Genomic DNA, 18,862 nt, shown 5'->3' with positions numbered 1-18,862 from the left:
ATTTGTCAAATTTTGCTGCACTTTATTAGTTTTCACTATATTGTACCCCCCAAATCATATCAAGTATCTGCAATTAATGAAAAAATTAGCCCTCCTACTGCTGCTCATTTCTGCCGTAAGTTTTTCCCAGAATATTCAGGAAAAACACCAACGCGCTCAAATAAATTACAATTCCACCAATGATCTTACGAGATTGAATGCCCTCGGTATCCCTCTGGAACATGGTGTTCATAAAAAAGGACATTTTATAATTTCCGACTTTTCTGTTTCTGAAATCAATCTCGCTCGTCAGGCAGGTTTTTCGGTCGAAATTTTAATAGAAGATTCTAAGGCGTATTTCCTTCAGCAAAATCAACTGAACAATCCTCCTCAAAGAAATCTTACTTGCGACGGAAGTGGCGCGACTGAATATCAAACTCCGGCCAATTTTCAATTGGGTTCCATGGGTGGTTATCTTACCTATCAAGAACTTTTAGACGAATTGGATGAAATGGCAGCGCTATTTCCCAATCTTATCACCCAAAAAGACAATATAAGTACATTCCTTACCGAAGGAACACCGGACAATTCAACTACGCCGCCAATTGGTGGCAACGGTATTAAATGGGTCAAGATTAGTGACAACCCTAACGCTTCAGAAGGAGAACCGCAAATTCTATATACTGCTTTACACCATGCCCGGGAGCCTGCAGGGCTTTCTCAATTGGTTTTCTATATGTGGTATTTGTTAGAAAATTACGCCACCGATCCTGAAATTCAAAGTATTGTGGACAACACCGAACTATTTTTTGTTCCCGTTTTAAATCCCGATGGTTATTTGTACAATCAAAAAACCGACCCTAACGGAGGTGGTTTTTGGCGAAAAAATAGAAAGAACACCTACGGAACCGATTTAAACAGAAATTACGATTACTATATCAATGGTGATCCCGGAAATGGAACCTGGGGAGGCGAAGGCACTTCAAGTGATACGGAGAGCCAAGTCTATCACGGTCCGGCTCCCTTTTCCGAAATTGAAACACAAGCGATTAAGTGGTTTGTAGAACAACACGATTTTGTGATGGCTATTAACAACCATACTTCGGGCGATTTGTTATTGTATCCGTATGGTTATACCGATAATGCTCCCACTCCGGAAAATGCTTTATTTGAAGGAATATCTGAAGAACTGGTGTCACAAAACGGCTTCGACAATATCATTTCATCCGAATTGTACCCGGCAGCAGGGGTTAGTGACGATTTTATGTATGGTACCGTAGGAACACACGATAAAATATATTCGATGACGCCGGAAATTGGTCCGAGTTTTTGGCCTCCTTCCAATCAGATAGTTCCCATTTCCCAAGGAATGATGTATTTAAACCTTACCTCGGCTAAAATGGTAAACAACTATGCCGCTATTAAGGACACAGCTCCATTATTTGTTGGGAGCTTAGTGAATGCTGAAGCCGATTTCGACATCAAGCGATTAGGTGTTTCAGGAACCGGAAACTTTACGGTAAGTATGAATCCAATTTCTGCAAATATTTCTACAGTGGGAAATGCAGTAACCTTTACCGGAATGGACGTACTCGATACAGACAGCGGTTTCATTCCTTACACGCTTGCAAACGGAACGGTTGAGGGCGATGCTATTATTTACGAATTGATTGTAAATAACGGAAGCTACGACTCCAAAATCACAATAAATAAGCTTGCGGGAAGTTTGCTTCCTGTATTCAACGATCCCGGAAACAGTGTAAGTGATAATTTTGTAAATGTTGGCTGGGGAATTACTACAAATACATTTGTTTCTCCTTCCAGTTCAATCACGGATTCGCCGGGTGCACTGTATCCACCTAATTCAAACAAAACTATTACACTGAGTAATTCGGTCGACTTAACAAATGCATTAGGAGCAAGTGCCTCCTTCTATGCCAAGTGGGATCTTGAACCCAATTACGACTACGTGCAATTTGAAGTATCCATTAACGGAGGAAGCACATGGATCCCGCAATGTGGAAAATACACCAATGCAGGAAGTAACAACAACTCACAACCTACGGGAGAACCTTTGTACGACGGTTCACAAAGCGATTGGGTTTTGGAAGAGATAAACTTGAGTGATTATTTAGGCGAGACTATTCTGGTTCGCTTTCAGTTTCGTTCGGACAACGGCGATCAAAGAGATGGATTCTATTTTGACGACCTGAAAATTAATATTGCAAGCGATGGCACTTTAGGCGCTCCGGAAACGACTGAAAATCATTTTGAATTATTCCCGAATCCCATTGAAGATGTTTTACATATTAATACACAACTTACCAATTATTCAATTTCAATGTATACGTTGCAAGGTCAGTTGGTCACCAAAACCGAAAATAATTCGGGCCCGCAATCGTTCGATTACAGCAATTACGCATCAGGCGTTTATATGATACAAATTACTTCCGAAAATGCTTCAAAAACATTTAAAGTTGTGAAACTATAACAAGAATTTCATTTTATAAATTTAGGAAGCCACGATAATTCGTGGCTTTTTTTATTTCAATATAAAACTGGATAATTTTTCATAATTTGCATGGCTACAACAATACCAATTATGACCGAACCAAAAAGACTCTTCGACTTCCCCTATTACCAACTGGAAAAATACCCTCTCGAAAAATCACTTGTGAGCAAGGTAAACGGAGAATGGATTGCAACCTCAACGCAGGAATATATAAATAAAGCGAACGCTCTAAGTCGCGGTTTAATTCGCTTAGGCGTAAAACCCAACGACAAGGTGGCCATCATCTCTATGACCAATCGCACCGAGTGGAATATATGTGATATTGGGATTTTACAAACCGGAGCACAGGATGTACCCATTTATCCCACCATCAGTGAGGAGGATTACGAATATGTGCTCAACCACAGTGAATCTATGTATTGCTTTGTTTCTTGTGAAGAAGTGTATACCAAAATTGCAAAAATAAAAGATAATGTACCTTCCTTAAAAGGCATTTATTCTTTCAATAATCTTAATAATTGTCCTAATTGGGGTGAGGTGTTGGAATTAGGTAAGGATGAAAGCAATCAAAACGAAGTAGTTAGTAGAAAAGAGGCTGTAAAAGAGACCGATCTCGCTACACTTATTTATACTTCCGGAACAACAGGACAACCAAAAGGAGTTATGTTGACTCATAGAAATATAGCGAGTAACGCTACGGCAAGTGCCAAAAGATTGCCCATAGAAATGGGAAAAACTAAATCGCTAAGCTTCTTGCCTGTTTGCCATATTTATGAGCGCATGTTGCTTTATATGTATCAATATTGTGGAGTGAGTATCCACTTTGCTGAAAGTCTTGAAACAATTAGTGATAATTTAAAGGAAATAAAACCGGAGGTGATGACCGCAGTACCGAGACTGCTGGAAAAAGTGTATGATAAGATTTATGCAAAGGGAGCAGATTTAACCGGAATTAAAAAGAAATTATTCTTCTGGGCTATCGATTTAGGGCTAAAATATGAACCCTACGGCCAAAATGGTTGGTGGTACGAGACAAAATTGAAGATTGCCAGAAAATTAATTTTTAGCAAATGGCAGGAGGCTTTGGGAGGAAACTTGCAGGCGATTGCTTCAGGAAGTGCAGCTTTACAACCCAGATTGGCACGTGTCTTTAACGCCGCAGATATTCCTGTGATGGAAGGCTACGGACTTACGGAAACATCACCTGTAGTAAGTGTTAACGATATGCGAAACGGTGGTTTCCGAATTGGAACCGTTGGTAAGGCAATTGAAAATACTGAAATTAAAATTGCCGAAGATGGGGAAATTCTGGTAAAAGGACCGCAGGTTATGATGGGTTATTATAAAGATCCCGATAAAACTGCTGAAGTTTTAAAAAACGGGTATTTTCATACAGGAGATATAGGTGAAATTGATGCGGACGGCTTCCTTAAAATTACCGATCGTAAAAAGGAAATGTTTAAAACCAGTGGCGGGAAATATGTTGCGCCTCAATTACTTGAAAATGCAATGAAGCAATCTCGCTTTATAGATCAGATTATGGTAGTTGGTGAGGGCGAGAAAATGCCGGCAGCTTTAATTCAGCCTAATTGGGAATTTATAGCCGAATGGAATAAGCGTAAAAACAAAGGCCTTCCGGACGACCCGAAAGAACTGGTAAACAATGAAGTACTAATTTCTCGAATTCAGAAAGAAATAGACATCCATAACGAACGCTTCGGTAAATGGGAAAAAATTAAAAAATTTGAACTCACGCCCGATGTATGGGGAATTGAAAGCGGTCACCTCACTCCTACCATGAAAATGAAACGGAAAGTAATTAAAGAGAAATACATAGATCTTTACAATAAAATCTATGAAAGAGATTCTTGAGATTAAATAAACCTATATTTTAGAATGAAAAGAGCCTCACCAATTGGCTCTTTTTTTATACTAATATTTTACATATTTACTATGCGTGCATAATATAATTTTGTATCTTTGGATTTCCAATATTTCAATATGAAGGAAAAAACCATCGATTATGTATTACGAGCCACCTGGATGGCCGTTCAAAAAATGTATAACGAAGAGGCCGGAAAAAAAGGGAGCACCATGGCTACCGGTTTCGCCCTGATTAGCATCGACCCGGAAGAAGGTACCTCTTCTACAGCCCTGGGACCTAAGATGGGAATGGAAGCCACAAGCTTATCACGTACCCTAAAAACGATGGAAGAGAAAGGATTGATTGAGCGTAAACCCAATCCGTTGGATGGTCGAGGAGTAATTATTCACCTAACCGAATTTGGGAAAGAGATGCGGGAATTTTCGAAAAATGTGGTGCTGCAGTTCGATGAGGCCGTAAAAGAAGAAGTAAGCCCTGAAGAGCTGCAAACTTTTAAAAATGTAGCCCACACCATTTTGGAGCTCATCAACAGTAAAAAAATATACAATACCGAAAAAATTTCATAGCATGTCAAAAAGAAGAATTAATAAAGTTGCTGTAATCGGCTCCGGAATCATGGGAAGCGGAATCGCTTGTCATTTTGCAAATATTGGAGTTGAAGTACTACTATTAGATATTGTTCCTCGTGAATTGAACGACAAGGAAAAAGCCGCAGGCCTCACCTTAGAAGATAAAGTTGTTCGCAATAGATTGGTGAACGAAGCTTTGACAGCTTCTATCAAATCGAAACCCGCACCCTTATACCACAGTAGTTTTGCAAACAGAATCACAACAGGAAATCTGGAAGATGACATCGCAAAGGTTGCAACTGCCGACTGGATTATTGAAGTGGTTGTAGAACGATTAGACATAAAACAACAGGTTTTTGAAAACCTTGAAAAGCATAGAACTCCCGGAACATTGATTACTTCAAATACTTCAGGAATTCCTATACATTTTATGAGTGAAGGTAGAAGTGAGGATTTTCAGAAGCATTTCTGCGGAACACATTTCTTTAACCCACCTCGTTATTTAAAATTGTTTGAAATCATTCCGGGACCTGAAACTTCTTCCGAAGTTTTGGATTTCTTAAACGGATACGGCGAAAAATTTTTGGGGAAAACTTCAGTAATTGCAAAAGATACTCCCGCCTTTATTGGAAACCGTATTGGTATTTTCGGAATTCAAAGTTTGTTTCACCTGGTTCAGGAGATGGGTCTAACCATCGAAGAAGTGGACAAACTTACCGGTCCCGTTATTGGTCGTCCTAAATCGGCCACTTTCCGTACCGTAGATGTGGTTGGATTAGACACGCTGGTGCATGTTGCCAACGGAATTTATGAAAACTGCCCTAACGACGAAGAACACGAAGTGTTTAAACTCCCGCAATTTATTGCTACCATGATGGATAATAAATGGTTGGGAAGCAAAACAGGACAGGGTTTTTATAAAAAAGTGAAAAATGACGACGGAAGTAGTGAGATTTTAGGATTGGATTTGAATACTTTGGAATATCGCAGCGGTAAAAAAGCCTCCTTCCCTACTCTGGAACTTACCAAAAGTATCGACAAGGTTGTAGATCGCTTTCCTGTATTGGTTGGCGGAAAGGACAAAGCAGCAGAATTCTACCGTAAAAGCTTCGGAAGTATGTTTGCCTACGTGTCTAAACGTATTCCTGAAATTTCGGACGAATTGTACAAGATTGATGACGCCATGAAGGCCGGTTTCGGCTGGGAAAATGGCCCCTTTGAGATTTGGGACGCCGTTGGAGTGCAAAAAGGAATTCAGCTTATAAAAGATTTGGGGAAAGAACCCGCTCCATGGGTGAATGAAATGCTCGAAGCGGGAATCGAATCGTTTTATACAGTAAAAGAAGGCGCGACATATTATTACGACATTCCGAAGAAAAAACACCTAAAAGTGCCCGGACAGGATGCGTTTATCATTTTGGACAATATCAGGAAATCTTCCGAAGTCTTTAAAAACAGTGGAGTTGTTGTGGAAGATCTCGGCGATGGAATTTTAAATTGTGAATTCCAAAGCAAGATGAACAGCATTGGCGGAGATGTCCTTGCAGGGCTTAATAAAGCTATTGATATAGCCGAAAAAGATTTCGACGGACTAGTAATCGGAAATCAGGGTGCCAACTTCTCGGTAGGTGCCAATATTGGAATGATCTTTATGATGGCGGTCGAGCAGGAATACGACGAATTGAACGCGGCGGTGAAATATTTTCAGGACAGCTGTATGCGACTGCGCTACTCTTCCATCCCTACCGTTGTTGCTCCCCATGGAATGACTTTAGGCGGAGGATGTGAAATGACCCTACACGCAGACCGCGTTGTGGCTGCAGCCGAAAGTTATATCGGGTTGGTTGAATTTGGTGTAGGCGTGATTCCGGGCGGTGGTGGTTCCAAAGAAATGGCATTGCGTGCATCAGACAGTTTTGCCAAGGATGACGTTGAATTAAACCGTCTAAGAGAACGATTTTTAACCGTTGCAATGGCGAAAGTATCTACGTCAGCTTATGAAGCATTTGATTATGATTTCCTCAAAAGCGGAAAAGATATTGTGATAGTCAACAGAGACCGACAAATTGCTGAAGCCAAAGCAGTAGCGAGAATGATGGCAGATCAGGGGTATACCAAGCCGGTAAGGCGAAAAGATATAAAAGTGCTTGGAAAACAGGCTTTGGGCTTGTTTTTGGTAGGAACAGATGCAATGGAAGATAGTCACTATATAAGTGAGCACGATCAAAAAATTGCCAACAAATTGGCCTATGTTATGGCAGGTGGAGATCTTTCTGAACCCACTCTGGTTTCAGAACAGTACCTACTCGATCTGGAACGAGAAGCTTTCTTAAGTCTGGCAGGAGAACGCAAGACCCTGGAACGCTTACAACATATGATTCAAAAAGGAAAGCCACTTCGCAACTAAGGTGCTAAGAGAAATGAGTTATTAGATACTAGTATTGAGAATGCATAAAGTAGAAGATTTAAAAATTTGGGTTAAATCAATAGAATTGGCTAAGAGTATTTATCAAATAGCCGATACATTACCTATTGAAGAAAAATACGGATTGACTAGTCAGATAAAAAGATGCGCTATCTCAATTCCTTCAAATATTGCTGAAGGGTCCGGGAGAAATTCGCAAAAAGAATTTATTCAATTTCTAAGTATCGCCAATGGTTCAGCTTACGAATTACAAACACAGTTACTGTTAGTAATTGAATTACAATTAATTTCAGAAGAAAAACTAAAGCCAATATTGGAAAAGGTAATTGAAATTCAAAAAATGAATTATGGATTTCAGAAATCACTTAAAGAATCTAAATACTAACATCTCAATACTCAATACTATATAAATGAAAACAGCATATATCGTAAAAGCATACAGAACAGCAGTGGGAAAAGCGCCACGAGGTGTCTTTCGTTTTAAAAGACCGGACGAATTGGCCGCGGAAACCATTCAGTTTATGATGAAGGAATTGCCGCAACTCGACAAATCTCGAATTGACGACGTGATTGTGGGAAATGCAATGCCGGAAGGGGCTCAGGGACTTAATATGGCGCGATTCATCTCTTTGATTGGATTGGAGTCGGTGGATGTTCCGGGGGTTACTGTCAATAGATTTTGCGCTTCAGGAATAGAAACCATTGCAACGGCCACTGCCAAAATTCAGGCGGGAATGGCCAATTGTATTATCGCAGGTGGCGCAGAAAGCATGAGTGCCGTTCCTATGTCGGGCTATAAACCCGAATTGAATTATGAAATTGCCAAATCCGGACACGAAGATTACTATTGGGGAATGGGTAACACCGCCGAGGCTGTTGCCAATCAGTACAAGGTATCCCGTGAAGATCAGGACGAGTTTGCGTACAATTCGCATATGAAGGCGTTAAAGGCACTAGCCGAAAACCGTTTTAAAGATCAAATTGTTCCTATCGAGGTGGAAGAGACCTTTGTAAATGAAGCAGGGAAAAAGGAAACCAAAAAATATACGGTCACTCAGGATGAAGGTCCGCGTAAAGGAACCAGTAAAGAGGCATTAGCAAAGTTACGCCCTGTGTTTGCCGCGGGAGGAAGTGTTACTGCCGGAAACTCTTCGCAAATGAGTGATGGTGCAGCATTTGTTATGGTGATGAGTGAAGAAATGGTAAAAGAGTTAAATCTCGAACCCATTGCGCGCATGGTAGGTTTTACTGCAGTGGGTGTAGAACCCCGAATTATGGGTATAGGACCTGTAAAGGCAATTCCGAAGGCATTAAAACAATCGGGATTAAAACAGGATGATATCGCGCTTATCGAACTCAATGAAGCCTTTGCTTCTCAGTCGTTAGCTGTAATACGTGAACTCGGCCTTAATAAGGATATAGTAAATGTAAACGGGGGCGCCATCGCACTTGGGCACCCACTGGGCTGTACAGGAACTAAATTATCGGTTCAGCTTTTCGACGAAATGCGCAAGCGAAATATGAAGGGCAAATACGGCATGGTAACCATGTGTGTGGGAACCGGACAAGGAGCTGCGGGGATTTATGAATTTTTAAAATAAGATAATGAGAAGACTTGTCTGGTCGAGCGCAGTCGAGACCTAAATAGACAGGAAAGATTAAAAAATAGTTCTCGACTGCGCTCGAACTGACATAAAAAGGATAAAAAATGAGTACAGAAACAAAGAATAACAAAGAACTTTTACGGGGTGGTCAATTCTTGGTAAAAGAAACAGCCTGTGAAGATATTTTTACTCCTGAAGACTTTTCAGAAGAGCAAAAAATGATGAAAGAAGCGGTAATGGAATTCAATGAAAGAGAGATCATTGCTCACAGAGATCGCTTCGAGAAAAAAGATTATGCATTCACCGAAGAGGTAATGCGTAAAGCCGGAGAGCTTGGCTTTTTAGGCGTTGCTGTTCCTGAAGCTTATGGCGGATTGGGAATGGGCTTCGTTTCTACCCTCCTTACCTGTGACTATATTTCCAGCGGCACAGGATCTTTTAGTACTGCATTTGGTGCGCATACCGGGATTGGTACCTTGCCAATCACCTTATATGGAACCGAAGCTCAAAAACAAAAATACGTTCCCAAGCTTGCAACCGGTGAATGGTTTGGCGCTTATTGCTTGACAGAACCGGGTGCGGGAAGTGATGCCAACAGTGGAAAAACAAAGGCCGTACTTAGTGAAGACGGTACCCACTACAAGATCAGCGGACAAAAAATGTGGATCTCCAACGCGGGATTCTGTAAGCTCTTTATTGTATTCGCTAGAATTGAGGACGACAAATACATCACCGGATTCATAGTCGAAAATGACCCTAGTAATGGGATTACTATGGGTGAAGAAGAGCATAAATTAGGAATTAGAGCTTCTTCTACCCGTCAGGTGTTTTTTAGCGATACGGTAGTACCTGTAGAAAACATGCTTTCGGAAAGAGGAAACGGATTTAAAATTGCAATGAACGCCCTAAACGTTGGTCGTATCAAATTGGCCGGCGCCTGTTTGGATTCGCAACGACGTGTTACCACTACGGCTATAAAATATGCTGTAGAACGCAAACAATTTAATACTCCCATAGCCGAATTTGGTGCAATTAAGAAGAAGATAGCCGAAATGGCCACTAATGCGTATGCAGGTGAATCTGCTACTTACAGAGCTGCGAAAAATATAGAAGATCGTATCGCTCTTCGTGTAGCTGATGGAAATTCACATCAGGAAGCCGAGCTGAAAGGAGTTGAAGAATACGCCATTGAATGTTCTATTTTAAAGGTTGCAGTTTCGGAAGACATTCAGAATTGTGCCGATGAAGGGATTCAGATTTTCGGCGGAATGGGCTTCTCTGAAGATACTCCAATGGAAGCGGCTTGGCGGGATGCGCGTATTGCACGCATCTATGAAGGCACCAACGAAATCAATCGTATGCTGGCCGTAGGAATGCTTGTAAAGAAAGCCATGAAAGGTCATGTCGATTTGTTAGGCCCCGCCACAGCAGTTGCTCAGGAACTAACAGGAATTCCTTCTTTTGACACACCGGATTATTCTGAATTGTTTTCAGAAGAAAAAGAAATACTCAGAAAATTAAAGAAAGTATTCCTTATGGTTGCCGGAGCTGCCGTTCAAAAATACGGCCCGGATCTGGAAGAGCATCAACAAATGCTTTTGGCTGCGTCCGATATTTTAATTGAAATTTATATGGCTGAAAGTGCCGTGCTTCGTTCCGAAAAGAATGCGAAGCGTTTTGGAGAAGCTGCACAAAAGGAACAAATTGCCATGTCAAAATTATATTTATATCATGCAGTAGAAACCATTAATACCAAAGCACATGAAGCAATTATCTCCTTTGCTGAAGGTGATGAACAACGCATGATGTTGATGGGCTTACGACGTTTTACAAAATACCAGAACATGCCAAACATAGTAGAGCTACGTAAAATTATTGCCGAAAAGGTTACCGCCGAACAAAAATATCCTTTCTGGTCGTAACCATTAGCAACAACATAGGCCAGAGAGCTGTAAGAGTTCAATTTTTCCATAAATTGAAAATTGGTTAGTTAGTTGAAAACCGTCTCTGAAGAGGCGGTTTTTTTTATACTTCAACTTTGGTCCAAACTTTGCTATCTTTAGAACAAAATAATGACAATGATTAAAGTACTCTTTACTGCGGTAGTGCTACTAACCTCGCATTTACTCCTCTCCCAGCCCGATACCGATATTTTTCTGATGGACATTTCGGCATCTGAAAAAGGCCTCGAAATCTCCAACTTTAAAAATATTTCAAACAATCCGGGATACGACAGTCAACCTTCTTTTGCGTTAGACGCACTACTCTATGCGGGAACGGAAAACGGTCAGACTGAAATAAAATCCTATAATATCGCTTCAGGAACTACAGAGCGTATCAATCAGCCTACATCCGGCGGAGAATATTCACCTCTATTAGCTCCGGACGGGGTTGGATTTACGGCAGTTCGTCTTGATACAACAGGGCTACAGCGTCTTTACTATTATAAAAATACAGGCGAATCTCAACAATTAATTGAAGACCTTCAAGTGGCCTACTACGCTTTTTATGATAAAAACACCCTTTTAGCTTCAGTACTTTCGGATGACAGATTGGATTTGGTTCTTGTTGATTACACTCAAAAAAAATGGGATACTATTGTACTGAATTCAGGCAGATCCATTCATAAAATTCCCAATACCAGGGCAATGAGTTATACCGTCCTGAACGAAGATGGAAACTACGACATCTATCAATTGGATATGGAAACCCGAGAAAGCTTTTTTATCACCGAATTACCCATTGGCATCCAGGATTACGCGTGGTTAAGTGAATCGAAATTAATTTTAGGGAGTACAGATAAATTATTTATATATGACCTTTTTGGCACCGGAGAATGGAAGCCTGCGGCTGATTTGTCTAACTATTCCTTTCAAAACATAACACGCATTACAGTAAATGCCGGCGGAACCAAACTTGCTTTGGCAGCCGAACTGAAGACAGAATAATGTGTTTGATTTTAGTATCTTTAGCTACTTACTACTTAATCCATGAAAAATTTAATTATTCTGCTTAGCCTTTCCATTGGTTTATGCTGTTCTGCACAAACCGATACGAGAATTTATGACATTATCAATGCTGTTTCTTCCGAAAGAATTGAAGCCGACATTACTAAACTTGCCGGATTTGGAACAAGACATACCCTAAGCGATACTGTTTCTGAAACGAGAGGAATTGGCGCGGCTCGCCGATGGATTAAAAAAGAATTTGAAACTATTTCGAATGATTGCAAAGGCTGCTTGGATGTTTTTTATCAGAAAGATTTGGTAAAAAAAGGCGATAACAATCGCATTGTCAACGATGTATGGGTGGTAAATGTAGTCGCCGTTCAAAAAGGCACAAAATATCCCAACCGATATATTATCATGAGTGGGGATATCGATTCCCGGGTTAGTGATCCAACCGATTATACATCCGATTCTCCCGGTGCCAACGACAATGCCAGCGGCATGGCAGGAGCTATCGAAGCTGCTCGTGTTTTATCGAAGTATTCGTTTGAAAGTAGCATTATATACGTAGGATTAAGCGGTGAAGAACAAGGCTTGTTCGGCGGAAAAGGATTGGCTCAATACGCGTTGGATAATAAGTGGGAAATTATTGGAGTACTTAACAATGACATGATAGGGAATATAAAAGGTGTAAACGGCGTAATAAGCAATCGGGATTTTAGAATCTTCTCCGAACCTGTTCCTCCCACAGAAACTGATAACGAGCGTACTTCAAGACGCTTTTACGGCGGCGAAGTAGACGGAATTTCACGTCAGTTGGCGCGTTATGTTTATAATACCACCAAAAGCTACATGCCCGAAATGAATCCCACCTTGATTTACAGATTAGATCGTTTTGGTCGAGGAGGTCACCATCGCCCCTTTAACGACGTAGGTTTTGCCGGCATTCGAATTATGGAATCCCACGAAAATTATACACAGCAGCATCAGGATATTCGTATGGAAGATGGTATAGAATACGGCGACAAACTGAAATTTGTCAATTTTGACTATGCAAAAAAACTTACGGCTGTCAATGCTATAAATTTAGCGAGTCTGGCCTGGGCACCGCCTTCTCCTAAAAATGTTGCAATTGGAGGTATTGTGGAGCCTTCAGCAAAGTTAAAATGGGACAAAGTGGAAGGTGCAAAAGGCTATAAAATTTATTGGAGGGACACTACTTCCCCAACCTGGGATTACAGTCGATATGTAGGGAATGTCGAAACCTTTACTCTGGAAGGTATTGTAATCGACAATTATTTCTTTGGAGTGGCATCGATAGGACCCGATGGTCATGAAAGTCCGGTAGTATTCCCCAATAAAACTTTTCGATAATCACTAATCATTTTACACAATGAAGCACGTTCTTGTTATAAGTATTTTTCTCTTGTCATGCCTCACGGTTTTTTCTCAAAATTTTACCCGACAAGATACGCTTCGGGGAAGTATTACAGCCGAACGTGCATGGTGGAATTTGATACACTATGATTTAATCGTGGAAGTACAGCCCGACAATCGATTTATACAAGGAAGTAATACCATTACCTATGAAGTTTTAGACAAAAATGAAGTGATGCAAATTGACTTGCAGGCACCTATGAAGATTGATAAAATCCTTCAGAATGGCAAGGAATTATCCTTTACTTCGGAAGGGAATGCGCATTTCATTAACCTTCAGCAGAAGCAGAAAAAAGGAGAAACCGATAAACTCACCGTTTATTTTTCAGGAAAGCCAAAAGAAGCAATACGCCCACCCTGGGATGGCGGTTTTACCTGGAGGAAGGACAGTAACGGGAAACATTTTATTGCAACTTCCAATCAGGGAATTGGTGCCAGTATCTGGTGGCCCAACAAAGATCATTCATACGACGAGCCCGACAAGGGTATTGGGCTGGCAATTGAAGTCCCTTCAAGTTTAGTAGCCGTTGGTAACGGTCGATTAATAAAAACAGAAGACAAGGGTGCAACCAAAATCTGGCACTGGAAAGTGGTGAACCCCATCAACAATTACGGCGTAAATATAAATGTAGGTGATTATGTACATTTCGGGGAAAAGTATAAGGGCTTAAAAGACGAATTGGATATGGATTACTGGGTATTGCGAGAGAATGAACCCAAGGCGAAAAAACAATTTTTACAAGCTCCAATGATGATGAAAGCTTTCGAACATTGGTTTGGCCCCTACCCTTTTTATGAAGACAGTTTTAAGCTTGTAGAAGTTCCCTATTTGGGAATGGAGCACCAAAGTAGTATCACCTATGGGAATCAGTATAAAAACGGGTATTTAGGCAGCGATCTTTCGGGTACCGGCTGGGGACTGAAATTTGACTTTATTATTATCCACGAAGCAGGACACGAATGGTTTGCGAATAATATTACAAACAGGGATATAGCCGATATGTGGTTACATGAGGGCTTTACCGCCTATTCTGAAAATTTATACCTCGATTATCACTTCGGAAAAGAGGCCTCGGCAGATTATGTGATTGGCACCCGAAGAATGATTCAAAACGACCGTCCCGTTATTGGAACTTACAATGTGCAGTATGAAGGAAGTAGCGATATGTATTATAAAGGTGCCAACATATTACACACCTTGCGACAGCTTCTTGAAGATGACGAAAAATGGAGAGACATATTAGTCGGTTTGAACAAGAATTTTTACCATCAAACCGTTTCAAGTAAGCAGGTTGAAGAATCTATTAGCAAAGAAACCGGAATTGATCTCACCGAATTCTGGGAGCAATACCTCCGAACTACCATGATTCCCCTGGTAAAATATAGAGTAAATGGAAAATCACTTCAATTTCGGTATGAAGAAGTGATTGAAAAATTCGACATGCCGGTAATTGCTATAGTAAACGGTAAAGAAGAATGGATCTTCCCTATTGCCGAATGGAGAACCAAGGAGTTTTCGGAACCAATTAAAACTGTCGAAATTAAGAGAGATTTTTTTGTAGATAGTGAAATGATTAAAAACTAGAAATTCATTTTGAAAGAAAAACCCGAGTTATATTTCCCTCGAGATGTGGAGTGGCGCGAATGGTTACATTTTAATCATACTACCCATGATCAGGGAGTTCATTTAATTTTTTATAAACTGGAATTAAATGTCCCGACCATGCGCTGGGAAGATGCGGTAAAAGTTGCACTGTGTTACGGCTGGATAGACAGTACTGTGCGCAGTCTGGGTAATGGCAAACGACAACAATATTTTTGTCCGCGTAATCCAAAAAGTACCTGGAGTGCACTAAACAAATCGTATATCCCTCATTTGGAAGCGGAAGGCTTAATTCACGACAGCGGATGGGAAACTATAAAAATAGCTAAAGATACCGGTACGTGGAGCGCTATGGACGATATTGAAAACCTTATAATTCCGCCGGAATTGAAAAAAGCATTTAAGGCAAACCCTGTCGCCTTTAAAAACTATCAAAATTTTGCCCCCGGGTATCGCAAAAGTTATTTAAGTTGGCTGTTTCAGGCGAAAAGAGATGAAACCCGAGCCAAAAGAATTAAAGAAATAATAGCACTCTGTACTACGAACCGGAAATCAAGGCAGTAACATCCTATTTAAAATATTATCTTTAAAACCTCATAAAACCAATCAAATGCGAATTTTTCTCTCACTACTAGCAATATGCTATACACTTTCACTAACTGCCCAGGACAAAAAAGAAGAAGCAAAATGGGATGTTGCAGCCCCCGGAAGCGATTTCAGTTATAAAACACATAGCTTTTCCACCAATGAAGGAACCTGGATGAATCTGGATGTAAGTCCGAACGGGCAAACCATCGTCTTCGATCTGTTGGGCGATATTTATACCCTTCCCATTAATGGTGGCACTGCAAAGGCTATCCGTACAGGTATACCTTTCGAGATTCAACCCCGATTTAGCCCCGACGGCAGTAAAATATCATTTACAAGTGATGCAGGAGGTGGTGATAATATTTGGGTGATGAATACCGACGGAAGTGATGCCAAGGCCGTTTCAAAAGAGGATTTCAGATTGTTAAACAACCCTGTTTGGATGCCCGATGGAAATTATCTGATAGGTCGGAAGCATTTTACGTCCGAACGAAGTATGGGTGCTGGCGAATTATGGCAGTATCACATTACAGGAGGAAGCGGACTGCAAATCACAAAGCGTAAAAACGATCAACAGGATGTCAACGAGCCCTTTGTGTCCCCCGACGGTAAATATCTTTATTATAGTGAAGATATGTATCCGGGTGGATTCTTTCAGTATAACAAGGATCCCAACAAACAGATTTATGCTATAAAAAGATACGATTTTGAAACCGGAGAAACCCAAACTATAACCGGTGGTCCGGGTGGGGCAGCCCGACCTACTATTTCCCGGGATGGAAAGAAATTAGCTTTTGTGAAACGAGTTCGGACCAAAACTGTACTCTATATCCACAACCTGGAAACCGGAGAAGAATGGCCGGTTTTTGACGCTTTAAACAAAGACCAGCAAGAGGCCTGGGCTATATTTGGGGTTTATCCTAATTTTAGCTGGATGCCCAATAATTCGGAGATTGTATTCTGGAGCGGTGGAAAAATTCAAAAGGTGGACATTCATTCTATGGCTGTTACAAACATTCCTTTTACAGCCAATGTGAACATAGATTTGGCACAGACGGTGCATTTTAACAACCCGATTGAAACAAATTCCTTCACTCCAAAAATGATTCGGCAGGTTGTGACATCTCCTAACGGAAAAATTATTATCTTTCAGGCTCTTGGGCACCTTTGGAAAAAAGAATTACCCAATGGCACACCAAAAAGATTAACTTTAGGCACCGATTTTGAGTTCGAGCCGGCATTCTCCCCGAATGGAAACGATATAGTTTTCGTTACCTGGAACGATCTTGAGAAAGGTGCCATTTTTAAAGTCCCTGTTTCGGGCGGCAAAGCAGTAAAAGTTACCACTACCAAAGCTATATATCGTACTCCATCATATTCCCCTGATGGAAATTCTATTGTTTTCAGAAAAGAGAACGGTAACTTGGACCAAGGTCAGACTTTTACAAAAAACTCGGGAATTTACACCATGAACAGCTCCGGAGGGAATGAAAAAATGGTTGTCGACCATGGTGAATTTCCAAAATTCAGCACCAATGGACAACGTATTTTCTTACAAACCGGCGGTGACTATTTTGGCAACCTTACCAAAAAGCTCATTAGCGTTAATCTAAGCGGAAACGATGAAAAAGAACACCTCATTTCTAAATACGCAAATCGATTGGAGCTGAGTCCCGACAACAAATGGATTGTCTTTTCACATTTGCATAAAGTATATATTGCTCCCATGGTTTTGCATGGACAGCCGGTGGATTTGGATAATAAATCTAATTTTGTTCCTGTTTCACAGATAGCAAAGGATGCCGGAATTAATTTACATTGGTCTGCAGATAGTAAAAAAGTATTTTGGACCTTGGGAGATGAATACTTCAGTAATGATTTAAAAGATCGTTTTACCTTTTTATCGGGCTCCCCAAAAGAAATCCCTGAAATGACTTCCGAAGGAATAAAAATTGGACTCACAGCTCAAACAGATAAGCCATCGGGTAAAATTGCGTTTACCAATGCGCGTATTATAACTATGGATGGAGATACGGTCTTTGAAGAAGGAAACATCATCATCAACGGCAATAAAATTGAAAGTATTGGTCCTTCTGCAACGACTCCGGTGCCATCGGACGCAAAAATTTATCCCTCAAAAGGAAAAACAATTATGCCCGGAATGGTAGACGCACATGCACATATTGGTGCCTTTAGAGACGGACTAACCACGCAACAGAATTGGCAATTTTTAACGAATCTGGCATTTGGTGTTACAACCGCTCACGATCCATCGGCAAATACAGAAGCTGTGTTTTCTTTGTCCGAATTGCAAAAAGCCGGCCTTCTGGTAGGACCCAGATTGTACTCCACCGGATTTATTTTATACGGGGCCGAAGGGGATTTCAAAGCGGTTATTAATAATCTTGACGATGCCAAAAGCAGTATAAGACGTACCAAAGCATTTGGGGCAAAAAGCGTGAAAAGTTACAATCAACCCCGTCGTGAACAGCGTCAGCAGGTTCTGCAGGCCGCACGCGAATTGGGAATTAATGTGGTTCCCGAAGGAGGTTCTACCTTCTATCACAACCTCACTATGGTAATAGATGGCCATACAGGGGTGGAGCATAATATTCCTGTTGCTCCGGTGTATAAGGATGTCTTGGAAATTTGGGGCAAAAGTGGTACCGGATATACACCAACGCTTATTGTAAATTACGGCGGACTTAATGGTGAATACTACTATTACCAAAGAGATAATGTTTGGGAAAATGAGAAGCTGCTTACCTTTTCACCACGAGCGATTATTGATAGCAGATCTCGTCATCGTACCATGGTTCCGAAGGAAGAATATGACAATGGCCATATTTTGGTTTCAGGCACTGCAAAAAAGTTGAGTGATGCCGGAGTTAAAGTAAATATGGGGGCCCATGGTCAATTGCAAGGTCTTGGAGCTCATTGGGAGACCTGGATGTTGGTCCAGGGTGGAATGACTCCTATGGAAGCACTAAAAGCTGCTACTATCAATGCTGCCGAATATATTGGAGCCGGCAATGATATTGGTTCCTTAAAAGCCGGAAAATTGGCCGACTTGGTGATTCTTTCCGAAAACCCATTGGAAAACATTGAAAACACACAGTCGGTCGAAATGGTGATGGCAAACGGAAGATTGTACGATACAAATACCATGAACGAAATTGGCAATCGTCCAAAGGAGCGCAGTCCATTTTACTGGGAACAAAATAATTATAATCAGGCATTTCCCTGGCATGAATCAACGCAGAGTTTTATGTATGGGGGTTGTGGATGCCATATAGGTCACGACTAACTAGA

12 protein-coding genes are annotated in these 18,862 nt (G+C 40.9%); all 12 read left to right on the top strand.

Features of this window, described 5'->3' with window-relative positions; translation table 11 throughout:
* The first annotated feature begins 76 nt into the window (after positions 1-76).
* The 12 genes from ATE92_RS10170 (at position 77) to ATE92_RS10115 (ending at position 18,857) form a co-directional block, all read left to right on the top strand.
* Positions 77-2,470, top strand: a complete 2,394-nt coding sequence (locus ATE92_RS10170; protein ID WP_100803603.1) for a M14 family zinc carboxypeptidase — start codon at positions 77-79, stop codon at positions 2,468-2,470.
* A gap of 111 nt (positions 2,471-2,581) precedes the next feature.
* A complete protein-coding gene (locus ATE92_RS10165; RefSeq protein ID WP_100803602.1) occupies positions 2,582-4,363 on the top strand; it encodes a long-chain fatty acid--CoA ligase in 1,782 nt (593 codons plus the stop codon).
* Between the two features lie 129 nt (positions 4,364-4,492).
* On the top strand, positions 4,493-4,942 hold the full coding sequence (locus ATE92_RS10160; RefSeq protein WP_100803601.1) for a MarR family winged helix-turn-helix transcriptional regulator: 450 nt from the start codon (positions 4,493-4,495) through the stop codon (positions 4,940-4,942).
* 1 nt (position 4,943) lies between these two features.
* Entirely contained in the window at positions 4,944-7,352 is a 2,409-nt protein-coding gene (locus tag ATE92_RS10155; protein ID WP_100803600.1) for a 3-hydroxyacyl-CoA dehydrogenase/enoyl-CoA hydratase family protein, read from the top strand.
* 40 nt (positions 7,353-7,392) lie between these two features.
* Positions 7,393-7,755 carry a four helix bundle protein gene (locus ATE92_RS10150; RefSeq protein ID WP_100803599.1) on the top strand — a complete coding sequence of 121 codons (363 nt, stop codon included), beginning with the start codon at positions 7,393-7,395 and terminating at the stop codon, positions 7,753-7,755.
* Positions 7,756-7,780: 25 nt separating this feature from the next.
* Positions 7,781-8,971, top strand: a complete 1,191-nt coding sequence (locus tag ATE92_RS10145) for an acetyl-CoA C-acyltransferase (protein WP_100803598.1) — start codon at positions 7,781-7,783, stop codon at positions 8,969-8,971.
* A gap of 107 nt (positions 8,972-9,078) precedes the next feature.
* A complete protein-coding gene (locus ATE92_RS10140; protein WP_100803597.1) occupies positions 9,079-10,896 on the top strand; it encodes an acyl-CoA dehydrogenase family protein in 1,818 nt (605 codons plus the stop codon).
* Positions 10,897-11,052: 156 nt separating this feature from the next.
* Entirely contained in the window at positions 11,053-11,922 is an 870-nt protein-coding gene (locus ATE92_RS10135; RefSeq protein ID WP_100803596.1) for a hypothetical protein, read from the top strand.
* Positions 11,923-11,964: 42 nt separating this feature from the next.
* Positions 11,965-13,296, top strand: coding sequence for a M28 family peptidase (locus ATE92_RS10130; protein ID WP_100803595.1), 1,332 nt, complete (start codon positions 11,965-11,967; stop codon positions 13,294-13,296).
* Between the two features lie 19 nt (positions 13,297-13,315).
* On the top strand, positions 13,316-14,944 hold the full coding sequence (locus ATE92_RS10125; RefSeq protein ID WP_100803594.1) for a M1 family metallopeptidase: 1,629 nt from the start codon (positions 13,316-13,318) through the stop codon (positions 14,942-14,944).
* Between the two features lie 9 nt (positions 14,945-14,953).
* Complete coding sequence (locus ATE92_RS10120; RefSeq protein WP_100803593.1) at positions 14,954-15,526, top strand: YdeI family protein; 573 nt, start codon at positions 14,954-14,956, stop codon at positions 15,524-15,526.
* Between the two features lie 46 nt (positions 15,527-15,572).
* Positions 15,573-18,857, top strand: coding sequence for an amidohydrolase family protein (locus tag ATE92_RS10115; RefSeq protein ID WP_100803592.1), 3,285 nt, complete (start codon positions 15,573-15,575; stop codon positions 18,855-18,857).
* Positions 18,858-18,862 lie beyond the last annotated feature (5 nt).

Source organism: Ulvibacter sp. MAR_2010_11 (assembly GCF_002813135.1).
Classification (GTDB): domain Bacteria; phylum Bacteroidota; class Bacteroidia; order Flavobacteriales; family Flavobacteriaceae; genus Altibacter.
The sequence above is the reverse complement of the archived record's forward strand: the minus strand, read 5'-3'. Positions and strand labels throughout refer to the sequence as shown.